Below are 17,235 nucleotides of genomic sequence, written 5' to 3'. Positions count from 1 at the left end.
CTCTCACTACAGCTCGCGCTCTCGGTCTTTGCCCATGTCGAGGCCTTCGGGCAGGTGCAGTCGGGCGAAGATTCGGGAGATGTCCGACGGCACTGTTCGCCGGGTGGCGAGGCTGACGACGATCATCGCGGCGAAGGCCACGGGAACGCTGACCGCGGCCGGGTAGCCGAGTATCGCTGCCGCCCAGCCCCCGAGGACGCCGTCGGAGATGGGGGTGACGACGGAGATCGACGCGGCGACGAGGGAGAGTCCGCCGCCGAGGAACAGCCCGGCCGCGGCTCCTGCTGCGGTGAGTCCGCGCCACCAGATGCCCAGCACGAGCAGCGGACACAGCGTAGACGCGGCGACGGCGAACACGAGCCCGACGGTACGCGAGAGATCCAGTGAGACAACGCCGATCGACAGTGCGAGTGGCACTGCGCCGGCAAGGACGGCCGCGACACGGAAGTCTCGGACCTTGCCCGAGAGCACGTCGGTGCTCAGGACGCCCGCGATGCTGACCAGCAGGCCGGACGACGTGGACAGGAAGGCGGCGATGGCTCCGGCCGCGACGAGTGCGGCCAGCAACTGGCCGGGTACCCCCGACAGCACGGAGCCGGGCAGCAGCAACACTGCGGCGTCGGAGGCACCGGTGATCAGCAGTTGCGGCACGTAGAGCCGGGCGAACACTCCGAGGACCGTCGGGAACAGATAGAACGTGCCGAGCAGCGCCAGCACGGTCAGCGAGGTCAATCGCGCCGCTCGGCCGTCGGGGTTGGTGTAGAACCGCACCAGCACGTGCGGCAGCCCGAGGGTGCCGAGGAACGTGGCCAGGATCAGCGAATACACCTGGTAGAGCGGGTGCTGACCGCCCAGTCCCCCGCCGGGCATCGCCCAGGCGCGGTCGGTTGTCGGTGCGCCGGCGACCACCGGAACCGGCGAGCCCGCGTCGAGGGTGAGCAGTGTCCCGGACCCGAGCCGGTGTTCGCCTGCATCGAGATTCACACGTCCATCGACGCTCTGCTCGTCCAGGGTTCCTGTCACGGACACCACGACCGGCGAGTCGACCTGCACGAGCACGTCGGTGGTGATGTCGACCCGGGTCTGCTCGGCGACGGTCGGCGGGGCCGCGCTACCGACGCTGCGGTCGTCGGCGACGAAGTGGACGGTCAGCACCAGTGCGGGGATGGCGATCGCGGTGAGCTTGAGCCAGTACTGGAACGCCTGCACGAAGGTGATCGAGCGCATTCCGCCGCCGACGACGTTCGCAATGACGATCAGACCGACCGCGAGTGCTCCCACCCAGCCCGGCACTCCGAGAAGGATGTTCAGCGTCAGGCCCGCGCCCTGGAACTGCGGCACCAGATACAGCGCGCAGATCACCACCACCACGAGCATGGCCACGGTACGCAACCATGGTGCGCCGAGCCGGAATTCGACGAAGTCGGGCACCGTGTACGCACCGCTCCTGCGCAGTGGAGCGGCGACGAACAGCAGCAGACCGAGATAGCCTGCAGTGAAGCCGACGGGATACCACAGCGCATCGGCACCGTACTTGGCGATGAGACCAGCGACACCGAGAAAGGATGCGGCAGAAAGGTATTCACCCGAGATGGCCGCGGCGTTCCACCGCGGTCCGACGGTCCGCGAGGCCACCAGGAAGTCGGACGTGGTGCGGGCCAATCGAACTCCGTAGACACCGATGCCGACGGTGGCCACCGCGGCCACGATCAACGCAATCAATGTCGCGACGGGTATCGATCCGTTCACCAGCGCCTAGTCCTCGACCAGGCCGACGAACTCGGCCTCGTTACGCTCGGCGCGGCGCACGTACGCGCGGCCGACGCCGAACAGCAACGGATAGATGGCCACCCCCAGCAGCAACCACGGCAACCCGATACCGAACGGCGCGACATCGGTGAAACGGGTGAGCAGCATGCCCAGCAGGGGAATCGCGAACAGGATCGACAACGTCATCACTGCCAGGCGCAACGACAGCAGGAGTTGCGCACGCACCAGGCTTCGCACGAGCGCGTCACCCACCTCGGTTTGCTCCTGCACCTCGACGCGGGTGCGCACCAGGCGCGCGCCGCGGCGCTGCGAGAGCACCACCCGCTCCCGGTGCGGCTGACTCACCGCGCACCTCTCGTCACCGCGACGACCACGACTGCAGCGGACCGCGCACGAGCCGGTCCTTGAGTTCTCTGGTGTGCCGCCGGCTCACCGGTAGCTCGCAGGCCGGCAGCGCGCCGGTGGCGCGCAGACACACCACCAAGCCCGAACCGACGCTTCTGATTCCGGTGACCAACGGAAGCGACACCAGATACGAACGATGCACTCGCAGGAAACCGGCATCGGCCCAACGACTTTCGAGAGCCGAGATGGGAATGCGCACCAGGTGCGAACCGGTGGCGGTGTGCAGCCGCGCGTAGTCACCGTCGGCCTCCACCCACGCCACCGACGACCGGTGTACCAGCGTGGTGGTTCCACCGAGCTCGACAGGGATGACCTCGTCGGCAGCCGATTCGGCCGACTCGGCGGGCCGACGACGGGCGAGCAGAACCCGTCGGACGGCCTCGGCCAAGCGGTCGTCGCGCAACGGCTTGAGGAGGTAGTCCACCGCGCCCAGATCGAAGGCAGCAAGTGCCCGATCGTCGTGAGCGGTGACGAACACGACCGCAGGTGGCCGAGCGAACGCCGACAGGATTCCGGCGAGCTCGAGGCCGTCGAGGCCGGGCATGTTGATGTCGAGGAACACTGCATCGACCACGGATTGACCGGAGGTCTGCTTGAGTTGGCGCAGGGCGGTGGTCGCGTCCTGCGCGGTGTACACCTCGGCCACGGCCTCCTGCTCGCGCAGCAGGAAAGCCAGCTCGTCCAGGGCAGGCCGCTCGTCGTCGACCGCCAGCACGACCAGCCCGCGCGCCGAACTGGAGTTCGCTGGATGCGTCATGCCCGCACCCCCGGCCTGAACTTGGGCACCCGCATGCTCACTTTCGTGCCTGCTCCCGGTGCGGTGTCCACGACGAGACCGTAGTCGTTTCCGAAGGCCGCCCGCAGCCGATCGTCCACGTTCGCCAGTCCGACGTGGGCCGCATCCTCGGTGTGCAGGCTGCCCGATCGCAGTACCTCGGGGTCCATTCCCACTCCGTCGTCCTCGATGCTGATCACGGCGTCGGTGCCCTCGTCGGCCGCGATGATCGTGACGCGACCGCCGTCGGCCTTGCCCGACAACCCGTGCCGGACGGCATTCTCCACCAGTGGCTGCAGCGCCAGAAACGGCAGGGCCACCCCGAGCACCTCGGGAGCCACCTGCAGGGTGACCTGCAGCGAATCGCCGAACCGGGCCCGTTCGAGCGTCAGGTACCGATCGATGTTGCGTAGTTCGTCGGCGAGCACGGTGAATTCCCCGGCGTTGCGGAAGGAGTACCGGGTGAAATCGGCGAATTCGAGCACCAGTTCCCGTGCCCGATCCGGGTCGGTACGGACGAACGACGCGATGGTGCCCAGCGCGTTGTAGATGAAATGCGGGCTGATCTGGGCCCGGAGTGCACGCACCTCGGCTCGGTCCAACCGCGCCCGCGATGCGTCCAGTTCGGCGAGTTCGATCTGACCGAACGCGTAGCGTGCGACCTCGGCGATGGCCCCGAGCATGCCCGGCCCTGGTTCGGCCACCACCGCGGCACCGAGCACCCCCGCCACCGGCGAATCCTCGTCGATCAACGGCTGCACCACCAGCGCTTTGACCTCGTGAATCGAGCCGAGCGGAAGCCGCACGAGCACGCGGCGCTGCCCGTCGACGGCGCGTCTGGCCGCCTCCACGAACGCCGGCGTCAACTCCGGCCACGGCCCGTCCCAGGCCAGCAGCGACGCACTCGGATCGCAGATGCCCAATGCATCCGCCCCGGTCAGGACTCTGAGATGGGGAGCAGCGGCGGCAGCCGAGCGGGCATCGAGACCGTTCCGCAGCGGCTTCGCCGCCAACGACGCGGTATGCAGGGTGGCGTGCACCGCACGCTCCTCTGGAGTGGTCAGATCGCGTCGCCCACGCAGGCTGATCAGCGCAATGGCGGTGACGATCGCCGCCACGATCACCGCCATCCACGCCAGCGCCGCGGTCATCGTGCGCAGGTCCCGGTGGTCGGAACGTTCAAGAAGCGCTCGACGAGCCAGTCGACGCCGATAGCGTTGGCGGCCAGATCCGCGTGCCCCTGCTCGGGTTCCGAACGCAGTTCCACGTCGTCGCCGAGTTCGCAGGCTTTCGCCACGGCGTCGCGAGTCCACTGCGGATCGATCAGGTCGTCGCGCTCGCCGACCAGAACGAACAGCGGAACATCGGTGCGAGCCGTCGGCAGTGCGACCGTTCCGAGCCAGTCCGCCATCCGATTCGCGGCCCGGTCATCGGCCGGGACGGCATCGGCCGGATCGATGACGGCTCCGGCGTCGGCCTTGGAGAATCCGAGCAGGTCGCTGCAGGCCGTCAGCGCGGTCACGTTGTCGGCGAAGGTGCCACGGATGTAATCCGAGCGCTCGACGCTCGGATCCGTGACGTGCAGACCCTCGTAGAGAAACGGCACCAGCAACTGGCGGGACAGGGTCTGTTCGGTGTCGGCTGCGAAGTACCGCGTCAGATCGGCTGCAGGCGACAGCGCGGCGACTCCGACCAGTTCCAAACCGTCGCCGTACTCCGCATTGCGCTCGGCAGCGGCCCAGACCGCTTGTCCCCCTTGAGAAGTGCCGATGGCACCCCATCGGGATCCGACGTCGGGCACCACTGTACGCGCGGCGCGCACGGCATCGATGACGTCGTAGGCCGCAGCATCGCTGTTCAGATACGCCGGATCTCCCGGAGTCCCCAGACCCTGGTAATCCGTCACCACCACGACGGTGCCGCGCTCGAGGAAGGGCGTCACCAGGCCGATGGTGCCCAACAGGTTCGGATACAGCGAGGGCGCACACTCGTCGGTGACACCGGTGGTGCCGTGACCGACCGAGACGATCGGCCAGCCACCGGCAGGCGCAGAACCTTTGGGCACGAACACCGTTGCCGATGTCTCGGTTCTGCCACCGGTGACGCCGTCGGTGGTGCGGTAGACGATCTTCGTGGCAGACCCGCCCAGAAAGGCGACACCGATGTCGACCTGACCGAGCGGCATCGACGACACGATCGAACCGCGGTCGGAGCCCTCGGGTGCCGGATTCGACGTGGGTGCCGGAGCCACGGGAGGCACGGCAGGCGAACTGCACGCGGCGAGGGCGAACACGAGTGCCGCGGCGGCCACCAGTCCGGTCGACCTCACTGTCTCAGCGCTCCCACTGTGTTCGTCGTCTACGTCGTGCGTCGTTCGATGCGTGCCTCGGCCGCGATCTCTTCCACGTCCAGACCATTCAACACTGCGCGTAGGGCTTCGTCGTCCAACTCCCCCGAGTCGCGGGCGGCGATCAGTGCGGCCCGCTGCGCGACCAGGACATTGTGCCGCAGGGTGTCGAACAGCGCGCCGGCCGCCGCGATTCGCTTCTCGCGGTCCTCGGTCTCGTCCGCGTCCATCCGGGCCCGCACCGACCGTCGCACGCGGGCGATCACCTCGGCTACCCGGTCACTGTCGACGCCGGAGATGCCGTCCTTCGCGGCCCGCTCGAGGTACGTCTCGGCAGCCGTGCGGGCGATGGCCTGCGAGAGCAATCGTTGATTGTCGTTGCGTTGCTGCTCGAGTGGATCGGCGACGTCCAATCGGCGAATCAGCAGCGGGAGCGTCAGGCCCTGCAGCAGCAACGTTCCGACTGCGACGACGAACGCGACGGCTTGAATCACCGCCCGCCCGGGAAATTCGTCGCCGAGCACGGTGGTGAACGGGACACCCGCGGCTGCGGCGAGAGTCACCACCCCACGCATCCCGGCCCACGACAGCACCAGATTCTGCTGCCACGTCAGGCCGTCGGACACCCCCTCGCGGCGAAACACCGTGCGAAAGAGCAGGTTTCTCCCCGAGTTGAAGAAGATCCAGGCCGGACGAACGACGATGACCACGAGCAGCACCAGCAGCGCGTACCCGAAAATGTGATGCACCGGAAGACCCTCGCGCTGCACCTCGGAGATGACGAACTTCAGCTGTAAACCCATGTACGCGAACACGAATGCTTCCAGCAGCAGGTCCACCGTGGGCCACACCTGGCGCTCCTGCACCCGGGTCGAGACCGACACGTCGGCCGTGACACGGCCCAGTACGAAACCTGCGGTGACGACGGCCAACACGCCGGACGCGTGGATCTCTTCCGCTGCCAGATACGCCGCGAACGGCAGGACGAGTCCGAGCACCGTCTCGAGCGCCGAGTCGGCGATCCGGTTTCGCACGAAACGAACGATGCGCGAGAGGACGAATCCGACCAGCACGCCGCCGACGATCTCGTACAGAAAGAACAGAACCGGTGAGCCGAGTTCGATACGACTGCCCGTGACCGACGCAACGGTCAAGGTGAACAGGGTCAACGCAGCCGCGTCGTTCACCAGGCTCTCCCCGGTGAGGATGGCCATCATTCTCGCGGGCAGGCCGAGCTTGCGGCCGACGGCGATCGCAGAGACCGCGTCGGGTGGGGCCACGACGGCACCGAGCACAAGGGCCGCACCCAGAGTCAGCTCGGGAACGAGCAGGTTGGCGAAGTACCCGACGGCCACGGTCGTCACGACCACCATCACCAGACCGAGGCGCAGGATCTGGCCGATGTTGCGGCGAAAACTGACGAAGGAGTAGTTCAGCGCCGCGGAGTACAGCAACGGCGGCAGCACGACACCGAGGATGAGCTGGGGCGAGAGACTGATGTGCGGTACGCCGGGCACGAACGATGCGATGGATCCGACGGTCACCAGAACGAGCGGGACCTGCAGGTCCAGACGCTTGGCGAATCCCGCGACCGCGATCGCGAAGATGACTACGAGAAGAAGTACCGGTCCGTCCACCCGCCCGATTCTGCCGCCCGCAGCGCCCTACGGCACCACCGACGACCCGAACACCGGGTGGACGGCCCGAATCGACCTACTTGTCCGGAATTGCCTTCTTGGCGGCTTCCTGCACCTTGTCGATCTTGTCGGCGTACTTGCCACCGGTCTTGTTGTCGATGAAGTCCCCGGCCTTCTCCACGACGTCGTCGATCTTGTCCGAGTTCTCTGCCGCAAGGTTCTTGCCCTTGTCGACCATGCCCTTCAAATTGTCTGCGAAGCCCATGAAACTCTCCTGCCAGTCGGGTGAAACGGAACACCTGCAGTTTACGTTCGCTCCTGCCGGTTGCGCAGTACCGATCCGAATCGGTGGGCGACCTCGACGAGTGCGATACCGACAGCGCCGATGATCAACGCGCTCGTGGTGGCACCGACGTTCGAGGGATCGAGCTTGAAGAAGGTGCGGCAGAACGGGATTGCGAACAACAGCAGGTATCCGCCGACGGATCCCGCGAGCAGCACCACCTTCCACCAGGTGTACGGCCGCGCGACGACGGCCAGTACCCACAGCGCGATCATGATCAACGTGATCAGTGCGGTGGTGCTCGCCTGGGTCACCTGAGTCTCGGTGGCGTTCGGACCCGCGTAGGCCAGCAGATACGACACGAACGTGCACGAGCCGACGATCAACCCGGACGGAACGGCCAACCGCATCACCCGCGAGACGAACCCGCTGCGTGCCCGTTCGTTGTTCGGGGCCAGCGAGAGCACGAACGCCGGAATGCCGATGGTGAACCACGCGGCGATGGTCACGTGCCTCGGCAGGAAGGGATACGGAATCGGCTCGAAATGGAAGACCTGCGACAGCACTCCCGAGAGCCCGATGAGAAACGCCAGCAACACCGAGTACACGGTCTTGGTCAGGAACAGGTTGGACACGCGCTCGATGTTGCCGATGACGCGTCGCCCCTCCCCCACCACATAGGGCAACGTCGCGAACTTGTTGTCCAACAGCACGATCTGTGCGACGGCACGCGTGGCCGCACTACCCGAGCCCATCGAGACACCGATATCGGCGTCTTTCAGTGCGAGCACGTCGTTGACGCCGTCACCGGTCATCGCAACGGTATGACCTCGAGACTGCAACGCGCCCACCATCGCACGCTTCTGGTCCGGCCGAACGCGGCCGAACGTCGTCGAGTTCTGCACGGAGTCGGCCAGTTGCTCGGAATCCTCGGGCAGGTCACGTGCGTCGATCGGGGCGTCGCCACCGGGAAGTCCGAGCGAGCCGGCGACCGCGCCGACCGACACGGCGTTGTCCCCGGAAATGACCTTGACCTGAACGTGCTGACTTGCGAAGTACTCCAACGTGTCTCGGGCGTCCTCGCGCACCTTCTGCTCGAGAATCACCAGAGCCCGCGGGGTGACGACTCCCGGCGCCGCGGTGTCGTCGACGGCGAGGTCGCTGCTGGCAAGCAGCAGTACCCGCAGACCCTTGGAGCCGGCATCTTCGGCCTGTCGCGCGGTCTCCGAGGTCGGGTCGAGCAACACGTCCGGGGCACCGAGCAGCCAGTTACCGTGCTCGCCGTACGACAGACCGCTCCACTTCTTGGCCGAGGAGAACGGGGCCACCGCGCTCTGCGTCCACCCCGGCGCGTCGGGGTACGCCTCGGCTACGGCCTGCACACTGGCATTGGGCCGCGGGTCGTCGTGCGCCAGAGACGCCAATACTTTTGGCACCGAGTCGGAGTCGTGCTCGTCGATCAACACCAATTCCGAGAGCCGCATGCCGTTCTCGGTGAGAGTGCCGGTCTTGTCGGCGCACACCACGTCGACGCGCGCGAGCCCCTCGATGGCAGGCAATTCCTGCACCAGGCACTGCCGTTGCCCGAGCCTGATGACACCCACCGCGAACGCGATCGACGTCATCAGCACCAGACCCTCGGGGACCATCGGGACCAGGGCCGCGACCATGCCGTTCAGGGCCGGCTTCAAAGCCTGCCCGCTGGAGAACAACTGGTTGTAGATGATCAGCGCCCCGGCCGGAATCATCAGGTACGTGATGAATTTCAGGATCTTGTCGATACCGCTGCGCAGCTCGGACTTGACCAGGGTGAACTTGCTGGCCTCTTCGGCGAGCTTGGCCGCATAGGCGTCGCGTCCGACCTTCGTTGCCCGGTAGGCCCCGCTGCCCGAGACGACGAAGCTGCCCGAAAGTACCTGCGCTGCTTCGAGTTTGTGCACCGTATCGGCCTCGCCGGTAAGCAACGACTCGTCGATCTCCAGGCTTGCCGTCTCGATGACCTCGCCGTCGACGACGATCTGATCACCCGGTCCGAGTTCGACGATGTCACCGAGGACGACCTCGTCGGGCGGAATCTGTTGCGAGACACCGTCACGTCGCACCTGCGGCTTGTTCTGGCCGACGATGGCCAGCCGATCCAGCGTGCGCTTCGCGCGGATCTCCTGAATGATTCCGATGCCACTGTTCGCGACGATCAACAGCCCGAACATGCCGTCGATCACCGAACCGGTCGAGAGCACGATGATCAGCAGCACACCGAGAATCGCGTTGATTCGGGTGAACACATTGCCCCGCACGATGTCGCGAACCGAGCGTGAAGCGCGAGCGGGAACGTCGTTCGATTTCCCCTCGGCCCGCAGTGCGGCGACCTCCGCCTCGGTCAGCCCGGTATCCCGCTGTGCATCGGCGTCGATAGACATGGGTGCAGCCTAGTTGGGTCGTTCCTGCAGGCTCCACTCCTTGTCTAGTGCGGCCTCAGCCCAGACGGGTCCACCAGCGATCGTCGGGCACGGCCCTCGTACCGTCGACGCGTTGACCCGGCATCGGTACCGCAACCTGCACACCCACGTCCTGAGCGGCGGCGTGCAGTCGCACGATCGGCTCGGACCACGGGTGAAAAGCCAGGTTGAACGTCGCCCAGTGAATGGGCACGAAGATGCCCGACGTCGTCAGATCGACGTGCGCCGTGACAGCCTCCTCGGGATTCATGTGAATGTCCGGCCAGCGCACGTCGTAGGCCCCGACCGGAAGAAGCGTCAGGTCGAACGGTCCGTAGTTGCTGCCGATCTCGGCGAACTTCGGTGTGTAACCGGTGTCGCCGCCGAAGAAGACACGCCGCACCGGACCGGCGAACGCCCAGGACGCCCACTGCGTCGAATCGCGAGTCAGGCCGCGGCCGGAGAAGTGACGAGCCTCGGTACACGTGACGGTGAGGCCACCGATCGCCGTCTGCTCGTCCCAATCGAGTTCGATGATGCGTTCCTCGGGCACCCGCCACTTGCGCAGGTGCGCGCCGATGCCCAGAGGCACGACGAAGGGAGCCGACTGCGTGCTCGCCAGCTTCTGTACCGTCGCCTTGTCGAGATGGTCGTAATGATCGTGGGAGATCACGATGGCGTCGACCCGAGGTAGGTCCGTCAGGTCGACCGGCGTCGGATGCAGCCGTGCCGGGCCCACCACCGAGGACGGGGACACGCGATTGCTCCACACCGGATCGGCGAGAATGCGATATCCGTCGACCTCGACGAGCACACTCGAATGTCCGTACCAGGTGACCGCCAGCTCGCCCGCGTCCACCGGCGCGATCGGCGGTGCCAGTGGGATCGGCCGCTGCGGCCTGCCCTTACCTCGCTCGGTGAACAGCGAGACGAGCATGTTCTTCTGCCCCTTCTCGCCGCGACCCGGGACGTAACTCGAACTGGGGTCGGAGTTGTGGAACCGGCGATCGCGGTATCGCGGCGACCCGGCCGCGTAGGGAGTGATGTGCACGCGTCTGGCACCGATGGCCGACGGAAGACCCCACAGCGCACGCGCCAACCATGCCCCGCCCAACGCTGCGGTTGCTCCTGCTGCCAACTTCGTCTTCGTCACGGGCACCACAGTAGGCGGCGCCGACGTCTTCGCAGCTCACCCGTAGCCTTGCCGTAGAATATTCGCGTCGGTTTTGCTGCTAGAAGGGGAGACATTGAGTACCGAACAGCTCGAATTCCAGGCGGAGACGCGTCAGCTCCTGGATCTGATGGTGCACTCCATCTACTCCAACAAGGACAGCTTTCTCCGTGAACTGATCTCGAACTCCTCGGACGCGCTGGACAAGCTGCGCCTGGAGTCGTACCGCAACAAGGATCTGGACGTCGACGTCTCGGATCTGCACATCGAGATCGACATCGACTCCTCCGCTCGTACCCTCACCATCCGGGACAACGGCATCGGCATGTCGCGCTCGGAGGTCATCGACCTCATCGGCACACTCGCCAAGTCCGGCACCGCAGAAGTTCGCAAGAAGCTCAAGGAAGCCAAGGACGCCGCCGCCTCCGAGGAACTGATCGGCCAGTTCGGCATCGGCTTCTACTCCACGTTCATGGTGGCCGAGAAGGTCACGCTGCTCACCCGCAAGGCCGGCGAGAGCACCGCCACCAAGTGGGAATCCACCGGCGAGGGCACCTACGAGATCACCGACGTCGACGACGCCCCGCAGGGTTCCTCGGTCACGCTCGCTCTCAAGCCCGCCGACGAGGAAGACCACCTCCACGACTACGCGTCCGAGCGCAAGATCAAGGAATTGGTCAAGAAGTACTCCGACTTCATCGCCTGGCCCATTCGCATCGACGTCGAGAAGCGCGTCAAGAGCGAAGAGGAGGGCGGCGAGGACACCGTCACGATCGAGACCGAGACGATCAACTCGCAGAAGGCGCTGTGGACTCGCTCCAAGGACGAAGTGTCCGAGGAGGAATACAAGGAGTTCTACAAGCACGTCAGCCACGCCTGGGACGAGCCGCTCGAGGTCATCCCGTTCAAGGCCGAGGGCACGTTCGAATACCAAGCGCTGCTGTTCATTCCGTCGCAGGCACCGTTCGACCTGTTCATGCGCGAGAGCAAGGCCGGCGTACACCTGTACGTCAAGCGCGTGTTCATCATGGACGACTCGCAGGAACTGCTGCCCGAGTACCTGCGCTTCGTCAAGGGTGTCGTCGACGCAGCGGACCTCTCGCTCAACGTTTCTCGCGAGATCCTGCAGCAGGACCGGCAGATCCGCGCGATCCGTCGTCGCCTGACCAAGAAGGTGCTCTCGACCGTCAAGGAGCTGCAGAGCGAGCAGCCCGACAAGTACAAGACGCTGTGGTCGCAGTTCGGGACGGTCCTCAAGGAAGGCCTGATCTCCGACTCCGACAACCGCGAAACCCTGTTGGGCATCTCGTCGTTCGCGTCCACCCACTCCGAAGAGGGTCTGACGACCCTTGCCGAGTACGTGGACCGGATGAAGGACGGCCAGCAGCAGATCTACTACATGACGGGCGAATCGCGTCAGCAGATCGAGAGCTCGCCGCACATGGAGGCGTTCAAGGCGCGCGGTCTCGAGGTGCTGCTGCTCACCGACTCGGTCGACGAGGTGTGGGTCGGCAACGTCACCGACTTCGACGGAAAGTCGTTCCAGTCCATCGCCAAGGGCGAGGTGGACCTCGACACCGAGGAAGAAAAGAAGGAGTCTGAGGCCAAGCGCGAGGAGCAGGACAAGGAATTCGCCGACCTGCTCACCTGGCTGACCGAAACGCTCGGCGAGGACGTCAAGGAGGTACGTCTGTCGACGCGCCTGACGACGTCACCGGCCTGCGTCGTCGGCGACGAGTTCAGCTTCTCCCCGCAGCTCGAGAAGATGTACAAGGCGTCGGGCCAGTTCGTGCCGACCTCCAAGCGCATCCTCGAACTCAACCCGAACCACGACCTGGTGACGGGACTGAACAAGGCCCGCGAGGATCGCAGCGACGATCCGCACCTCGCCGAGACCGCCGAATTGCTCTATGCGACGGCACTTCTCGCCGAGGGAACCGAGCTGAAGGATCCGGCCAAGTTCTCCAAGTTGCTCGCCGATCGGTTGACGCGCACCATCTGAGTGCCTGCGGCAGTGGTGTGGTTAGGTGCCCCAGGCGGCACGTAACCACACCACTGCGGCGCAGCCGCACTCACTGCGGCGGGAGAATGTGCTCCCCCGTCTTGTCGGTGCTCAGTGACAGTGAACTGATGTACTGCTTCTCCCCGTTGGGCCCCGGCACGTTGGACGCGATCATGTCGGGTCGCTCGAATTCCATGCCGCTGATGTGGCACATCACGAGCTCGTCGGACGGGTTGCCGTGCTCGTCGAACATCGGCAGATCGATGCCGTCATCGGTGCGTCGAAGGTAGTACTTGCCCTTGGTCGCAACCGCCAGGATCGGCGGAAGCACCAGTGCGAGAACGAGAGCCACGATGGGCGAATACGGTTTGATCGCAGACCCGAATGCCCCGAAGAACACCAGAATCGACAGGATCGCCGACACCGCCATCGATCCGAAGCCCACCGGGTTGATGTTGTACAGCATGCCGCGTCGGAACTCGGGCACCTTGGGCGAGAGCTTCAGGATGTACTTGTTGAACACGATGTCCGACGCCACCACCGCGATCCACGCGATACCGCAGTTGGCGTAGAAGCCGAGGATGCTGTTGAGGAAGTCGAACATGTTGGCTTCCATCAGGATCAGCGCGATGGCAAGGTTGAACAGCACGAACACCATGCGGCCCGGGTACGTCTTGGTGAGGCGAGTGTAGGAGTTCGTCCACGCCAGCGATCCGGAATATGCGTTGGTCACGTTGATCTTGATCTGGCTGATGACGACCAGGATCACCGCGAGGGTCATCGCGAGCCAGCCCGGCATGAAGTTCTCGTAGATCTCCAGGAACTGGTGTACCGGCTCGTTGGCAATGCTGGATCCGTCGACGACGTTGGCGATCAGGTACACGGCGAGGAAGAGGCCGACGACCTGCTTGAGGGCACCGAAGATGACCCAGCCGGGGCCGGCGAGAAGCACTGCAGTCCACCAGCGTCGGGAATTCTCGGGAGTCTTGGGCGGCATGAATCGCAGGTAGTCGATCTGCTCGGCGATCTGCGCGATGAGCGAGAGACACACGCCTGCGGCGAGCATCACCGATCCGACGTTGACGCCCTTGCCGTCGGCCCCGTCCTGACCGCCGTAGGCGAAGAACTCGCCCACCGAGTCGGGATTGCTGATCACCAGGTACACGAACGGCAACACCATCAGGACGAGCCACAGCGGGGTGGTCCAGACCTGAAGTTTGGCAAGGGCTTTCATGCCGTAGATGACCAGTGGGATCACCATGATCGTCGAGACCGCGTACCCGATCGGCAACGGGATGCTCAGCCCGAGTTCGAGTCCCTGCGCCATGATCGAACCTTCGAGCGCGAAGAAGATGAACGTGAACGTCGCGAAGATGACGTTGGTGACGACCGACCCGTAGTAGCCGAAACCGCTTCCACGCGTAATCAAGTCGAGGTCGATGTTGTAACGGGCCGCATAGTAGGCAAGCGGAAGGCCGGTCAGGAAGATGACGACAGCGAACACCAGAATGCCCCACAGTGCATTGCCGGTTCCGTACGAGATTCCGATATTGGCACCGATGGCGAAATCCGCGAGATACGCGATGCCGCCGAGCGCGGACGTCGCGACAACACCGGTCCCCCATTTACGGTAGCTACGCGGCGCGAAGCGCAGCGTGTAGTCCTCGAGCGTCTCTTTCAGCGCGGTATCTGTCGGCGCTGGCTGTACGGCGGTCATGGATCAACAACGTAGAACCGCCAGGTTGCCGACGTGTCTTGAGCCGATGTAGCTGGTGTTAATCGAACCGGCTTATCGGACATACGTCTCGGACGCCCATCCACCGGGCGGTGTCAGGCAGCTGTGCGGGCCGCCAGTAGCGAGAAGTTCGACAGTTCGGCGCGCAGCATGTTCATCGCCCGGTGCTGGGCGACCCGCACTGCACCAGCCGTCATTCCCAGAGCTTCGCCGGTCTGCGGTGCCGTCAGGCCCCACACCACTCGCATCAGGATGATCTTGCTGTACTTCGGGGGCAGGGTGTTCATCAGGGCCTGCGCATGGGAGCGGAGTTCGTCGCCGAGCGCGACCTGCTCGGGACCGTCCTCACCCGACACTTCCTCGGGCAGCTCGGCCGTCGAGAACGTCTGCCGCAGAGCCGATCGTCGGCCGGCATCGGCCAGTTTGTGAGCAGCGATGCCGTAGACGAAGGCCATGAACGGTTTGCCCATGTCGCGGTACTTGGGTATCGCGGTGACCAGAGCGAGGCAGACGTCCTGCACCACGTCGTCGGCCGCGACATCGAGATTGCCGATCCGAGAGGCGCAGTAGCGGCGAATCGGAGGCTGGATCAACACCAGTACGCGTTCGAGTGCGGCGCGGTCACCCGCGACGGCCCGCGGTACGACGTCTTCGAGCGTGTCCATGGAAGTGCTCATGGCCGATCTCCTTCTTGGCAACGCGCGCCCTCACCTGAACGCTCACCAGTACTTCGAGGCAGCCGACCGTTCGGCTTGGTCGGATCGGCTACCACAATCGAGGAGAATGTGACTCAGGTAACACGGCGTGTCGTCCGAGCGACGTACCGGACAACATCCACGTCGCGTCACGTGACCCTGACACCGCGGAGCGCACATGAGTACGAGTGAGCAGAACCACCTGGTCGGTCGCCGGAGCACCGTCGCCGCAGGGGACGGCACCACGCTCGCAGTGCGCGAGTTCGGACGGCCCGATGCGGCTCTGACCGTGGTGTTCGTCCATGGACACTGCCTGCGGATGCAGTCGTGGACCGAGCTGCGCACCCACGTCGAGGATGTCTGGGGCGAGGACACGCGAATCGTTCTGTACGACCACCGCGGCCACGGCGAATCCGGTGCCGCAACGCCCGACAGCTGCACCATCGATCAGCTCGGCGAGGACCTGGCCGACGTGATCCGCGCTGTCGTCCCGGTCGGGCCGTTCGTTCTGATCGGCCACTCGATGGGCGGCATGACGGCGCTCTCCTACGCGCGTCAGTACCCGGATGCCGTCGGCTCGCGCCTCGTCGGGGTCGGGTTGATCGCGACGTCCGCAGGCGGGATCACCGACGACGGGCTCGGTCGCTGCCTCGCGCATCCGGCCGTGTCGGCGTTTCAGGCAGCTGTTCGACGGGCCCCTCGATTGATGTCGGGTGCCAAGAGGCTCAGTCGCGGGGTGTGCGCGCCCATCGTCAGGACGGCGGGATGCGGCTCCCACAAAGTCAGCCCGCGGGTGGTCACTCTGGCGACGGCGATGCTCGGCGACACGTCCATCGTGACGATGGCCGGCTTCCTCGGCGCGTTCCGCGGACTCGACGAGGTGGCCGGTCTGGCCGCGCTGGCCTCGATTCCCACGCTGGTGCTGTGCGGTTCGGACGACCTGATGACGCCGATGCGACACTCGGAAACCCTTGCATCCCACCTGCCCGATGCACGGTTGGTACGTATCGCGCAGGCCGGACACATGGTGATTCTCGAACGAGCACACGAGGTGGCGGACGCCATCGTCGAACTCGTGACGGCAGCTCGGCGAGCTCACGTGGGGGATCTCGCCTTGGCTCGCTAGACCTTTCGACGACTGTGGCCCGCACCGGATATCCGATGCGGGCCACAGCACTGTTGTCGAGGCGGTGTTACTTCTTCACTGCGGGAGGAGCGTTGAGCAGCTGGATGAACTGTCCGGCGTTACCGATGACTGCGCCGAGGCCACCGGCAGAGGTGCCGGCGAGCGATCCGATGGCACCGAGGGCGATTGCGCCGATGACGCAGCCGCCGATGGGGCCTGCTCCGAGAAGAGTCGCGACCGGTGCGGTCACGACGACTCCCGTGATGATTCCGAGGATGCATCCGCCGACGATTCCGGTTGCAGCACCGAGGAATCCACCGACGGAGGCGGTGAGGCTGAGGTTGTCCTTGACGCCTGCCACTGCGGCGGGCAGGTCGACCTGCTGCAGGCCGGGAAGGGAGGTGGAGACCGGGGTTGCCGCGGCAGGCGAGACATCTGCGGTCAGAGTGGCGTGGTTGCCGTCGATGTCGGCAGCGACGGGGTGCGAGAATCCGTCGGCGGCGATGGCGAGCGGTACGGAGTCGACGAGTGCGCCGTTGGCGTCACGGACGACCAGGTGGTTGTCTTCGTTGCTCAGGGTGCCGGCCGTCGTGTCGACGAGGACCTGGTTGCCGGCCTGGGTGACGTTCCACCCGACGGCAGCGGCGGGAGCCGGTGCCGGATCCGCATAGGCGGTGCCCATGGCGGTCGTCATCGCTGCAATGACCAATGCGGACGTTGCCGCGAATCGAGTCAGCTTCATGTTCCTCAGTCTTTCGTCGTGTCCATCTCTCGATACCGAGCAGCGAAAAGCTATGGGCACAACGAGCGTGAAGAGCGAACCGAAGATGAACGAGAGGGGTCGAACCGAA

At 65.4% G+C, this 17,235-nt stretch carries 14 protein-coding genes; 2 read left to right on the top strand and 12 right to left on the bottom strand.

Annotated features, from left to right (window positions below):
* Positions 1-6: 6 nt before the first annotated feature.
* The 9 genes from RFA01S_RS10435 to RFA01S_RS10395 all read right to left on the bottom strand — a co-directional run bounded on the left by RFA01S_RS10435 (position 7) and on the right by RFA01S_RS10395 (position 10,808).
* The gene (locus RFA01S_RS10435; RefSeq protein WP_174557244.1) at positions 7-1,752 is read right to left on the bottom strand and encodes a sodium/solute symporter; all 1,746 of its coding nucleotides are present in this window, start codon (positions 1,750-1,752) and stop codon (positions 7-9) included.
* A gap of 3 nt (positions 1,753-1,755) precedes the next feature.
* Entirely contained in the window at positions 1,756-2,115 is a 360-nt protein-coding gene (locus RFA01S_RS10430) for a hypothetical protein (RefSeq protein WP_027495968.1), read from the bottom strand.
* Between the two features lie 13 nt (positions 2,116-2,128).
* On the bottom strand, positions 2,129-2,932 hold the full coding sequence (locus RFA01S_RS10425; protein WP_032407614.1) for a LytR/AlgR family response regulator transcription factor: 804 nt from the start codon (positions 2,930-2,932) through the stop codon (positions 2,129-2,131).
* Complete coding sequence (locus RFA01S_RS10420) at positions 2,929-4,101, bottom strand: sensor histidine kinase (protein ID WP_032407615.1); 1,173 nt, start codon at positions 4,099-4,101, stop codon at positions 2,929-2,931. The genes RFA01S_RS10425 and RFA01S_RS10420 overlap by 4 nt, the downstream gene beginning before the upstream one ends.
* Positions 4,098-5,279, bottom strand: a complete 1,182-nt coding sequence (locus RFA01S_RS10415) for an alpha/beta hydrolase family protein (protein WP_032407616.1) — start codon at positions 5,277-5,279, stop codon at positions 4,098-4,100. Before RFA01S_RS10415 ends, RFA01S_RS10420 begins: the two co-directional genes overlap by 4 nt.
* A gap of 29 nt (positions 5,280-5,308) precedes the next feature.
* Positions 5,309-6,934 carry a Na+/H+ antiporter gene (locus RFA01S_RS10410; RefSeq protein WP_032407617.1) on the bottom strand — a complete coding sequence of 542 codons (1,626 nt, stop codon included), beginning with the start codon at positions 6,932-6,934 and terminating at the stop codon, positions 5,309-5,311.
* Positions 6,935-7,010: 76 nt separating this feature from the next.
* On the bottom strand, positions 7,011-7,199 hold the full coding sequence (locus RFA01S_RS10405) for an antitoxin (protein ID WP_027495963.1): 189 nt from the start codon (positions 7,197-7,199) through the stop codon (positions 7,011-7,013).
* 41 nt (positions 7,200-7,240) lie between these two features.
* Positions 7,241-9,637 (bottom strand): HAD-IC family P-type ATPase, encoded by a 2,397-nt coding sequence (locus tag RFA01S_RS10400; protein ID WP_032407618.1) that lies wholly within the window; start codon positions 9,635-9,637, stop codon positions 7,241-7,243.
* A 55-nt stretch (positions 9,638-9,692) separates the two neighbouring features.
* Positions 9,693-10,808 carry an MBL fold metallo-hydrolase gene (locus RFA01S_RS10395; RefSeq protein WP_032407719.1) on the bottom strand — a complete coding sequence of 372 codons (1,116 nt, stop codon included), beginning with the start codon at positions 10,806-10,808 and terminating at the stop codon, positions 9,693-9,695.
* A gap of 94 nt (positions 10,809-10,902) precedes the next feature.
* On the opposite strand from RFA01S_RS10395, the gene htpG reads away from it, so the two are divergent.
* Positions 10,903-12,828, top strand: coding sequence for a molecular chaperone HtpG (htpG, locus tag RFA01S_RS10390; RefSeq protein WP_032407619.1), 1,926 nt, complete (start codon positions 10,903-10,905; stop codon positions 12,826-12,828).
* Positions 12,829-12,898: 70 nt separating this feature from the next.
* On the opposite strand, the gene RFA01S_RS10385 is transcribed toward htpG, so the two are convergent.
* Both RFA01S_RS10385 and shbA read right to left on the bottom strand, forming a co-directional pair.
* Entirely contained in the window at positions 12,899-14,545 is a 1,647-nt protein-coding gene (locus RFA01S_RS10385) for a purine-cytosine permease family protein (protein WP_032407620.1), read from the bottom strand.
* A 113-nt stretch (positions 14,546-14,658) separates the two neighbouring features.
* Positions 14,659-15,240, bottom strand: coding sequence for an RNA polymerase sigma factor ShbA (gene shbA, locus RFA01S_RS10380; RefSeq protein ID WP_027495956.1), 582 nt, complete (start codon positions 15,238-15,240; stop codon positions 14,659-14,661).
* A 196-nt stretch (positions 15,241-15,436) separates the two neighbouring features.
* Between shbA and RFA01S_RS10375 the strand changes: the two genes are divergently transcribed.
* Positions 15,437-16,384: an alpha/beta fold hydrolase gene (locus RFA01S_RS10375; RefSeq protein WP_032385719.1), complete on the top strand. Its 948-nt coding sequence runs from the start codon at positions 15,437-15,439 to the stop codon at positions 16,382-16,384.
* Between the two features lie 67 nt (positions 16,385-16,451).
* On the opposite strand, the gene RFA01S_RS10370 is transcribed toward RFA01S_RS10375, so the two are convergent.
* Positions 16,452-17,126 (bottom strand): DUF8020 domain-containing protein, encoded by a 675-nt coding sequence (locus tag RFA01S_RS10370; RefSeq protein WP_027495954.1) that lies wholly within the window; start codon positions 17,124-17,126, stop codon positions 16,452-16,454.
* Positions 17,127-17,235: the final 109 nt, after the last annotated feature.

This window comes from Rhodococcoides fascians NBRC 12155 = LMG 3623 (genome assembly GCF_001894785.1).
Taxonomy (GTDB): Bacteria; Actinomycetota; Actinomycetes; order Mycobacteriales; family Mycobacteriaceae; genus Rhodococcoides; species Rhodococcoides fascians.
Note: the sequence above shows the minus strand (reverse complement) of the source record. Positions and strands in the feature narration are given on the sequence as shown.

What these genes read in the sequence shown, in the direction of transcription:
- RFA01S_RS10405 (WP_027495963.1), bottom strand. Translation starts at nt 7,199, where the DNA reads ATGGGCTTCGCAGACAATTTGAAGGGCATGGTCGACAAGGGCAAGAAC.
- shbA (WP_027495956.1), bottom strand. Translation starts at nt 15,240, where the DNA reads ATGAGCACTTCCATGGACACGCTCGAAGACGTCGTACCGCGGGCCGTC.
- RFA01S_RS10425 (WP_032407614.1), bottom strand. Translation starts at nt 2,932, where the DNA reads ATGACGCATCCAGCGAACTCCAGTTCGGCGCGCGGGCTGGTCGTGCTG.
- RFA01S_RS10400 (WP_032407618.1), bottom strand. Translation starts at nt 9,637, where the DNA reads ATGTCTATCGACGCCGATGCACAGCGGGATACCGGGCTGACCGAGGCG.
- RFA01S_RS10385 (WP_032407620.1), bottom strand. Translation starts at nt 14,545, where the DNA reads ATGACCGCCGTACAGCCAGCGCCGACAGATACCGCGCTGAAAGAGACG.
- RFA01S_RS10370 (WP_027495954.1), bottom strand. Translation starts at nt 17,126, where the DNA reads ATGAAGCTGACTCGATTCGCGGCAACGTCCGCATTGGTCATTGCAGCG.
- RFA01S_RS10420 (WP_032407615.1), bottom strand. Translation starts at nt 4,101, where the DNA reads ATGACCGCGGCGCTGGCGTGGATGGCGGTGATCGTGGCGGCGATCGTC.
- RFA01S_RS10375 (WP_032385719.1), top strand. Translation starts at nt 15,437, where the DNA reads ATGAGTACGAGTGAGCAGAACCACCTGGTCGGTCGCCGGAGCACCGTC.